This window comes from Vibrio sp. 1167, from assembly GCF_033340375.1.
GTDB classification, from domain to species: Bacteria; Pseudomonadota; Gammaproteobacteria; order Enterobacterales; family Vibrionaceae; genus Vibrio; species Vibrio alginolyticus.
This window is the reverse complement of sequence record NZ_JAWOWK010000122.1, coordinates 1-1,056: the sequence shown is the minus strand read 5'-3', so window position 1 is coordinate 1,056 and position 1,056 is coordinate 1. Positions and strand designations below refer to the sequence as shown.

1 protein-coding gene is annotated in these 1,056 nt (G+C 45.8%); it reads left to right on the top strand.

Annotation, left to right across the window (positions count from 1 at the left end):
• Positions 1-1,056: M4 family metallopeptidase (locus R7Z78_RS24805; protein WP_169643732.1), on the top strand; the 1,056-nt coding region annotated here is incomplete at both ends.

The following is a 1,056-nucleotide window of genomic DNA, read 5'->3' as shown; positions in this document are numbered from 1 at the left end:
CCTACAAAGGAATTCCGATCTGGGGAAAACAGATCGTTTTACACCGGGATAAACAAGGGAAAATCAAACGCTTTGGTGGTACGTTAGTTCATGATATCGGGCAAGACATTTCTAACACGACTCCTCAGCTCAGCCTTGAAAGAATAAGAAGCAAAGTACAAAAGCCGTATTTGGATGTTGGCTATCACATCGAAGATCAACAACAGGGATTGCGTATTTATATCGATGACAAAGACGTTGCGCATTTAGCCTATGAGATCCAGTTTTTTGCCGATTCTGAACAAGCGGTAAACCCCACTAGACCAACTTATCTCGTGGATGCTAAATCCGGTGAAGTGCTGTTGCAGTATGAAGGATTAGCTCATGCAGAAGCAGATGGCCCGGGAGGCAATCAAAAGATTGGTTTCTATGAGTATGGTAAGGAATACGACCCGCTACTTGTTGAGCAGTCGGGGAGCACTTGTATCATGGATACGCCTAATATCGTCCAAACCATCAACCTAGATGGCCGAACCTCAGGCAGTGTTCACACCTTTACTTGTCCAACGAATACGGTCAAAGAGATCAATGGCGCGTACAGCCCATTAAACGATGCGCACTACTTTGGCAAAGTGGTATACGACATGTACAAAGATTGGTTGAATACTGCTCCCTTGACGTTTCAGCTGCAAATGCGAGTCCATTACCGCAAGCGATATGAAAATGCCTTCTGGAATGGATCGAGTATGACATTCGGCGACGGAGCGAGTTACTTCTATCCGTTAGTGAGTTTGGATGTCTCCGCGCATGAGGTCAGCCACGGGCTTACAGAGCAAAATTCTAACCTGATTTATTCAGGTCAATCTGGCGGTATTAATGAAGCGTTTTCGGATATGGCCGGCGAAGCAGCAGAGTTCTATTCCCGAGGTTCAAACGATTGGAAAGTCGGATTTGATATTCGTAAGTCTCCAACTGGCGCATTACGTTACATGGACAACCCTCCGTTAGACGGACGCTCGATTGACCACGCGTCTCAATATGTCAGTGGTATGGATGTTCATTACTCTAGTGGTGTGT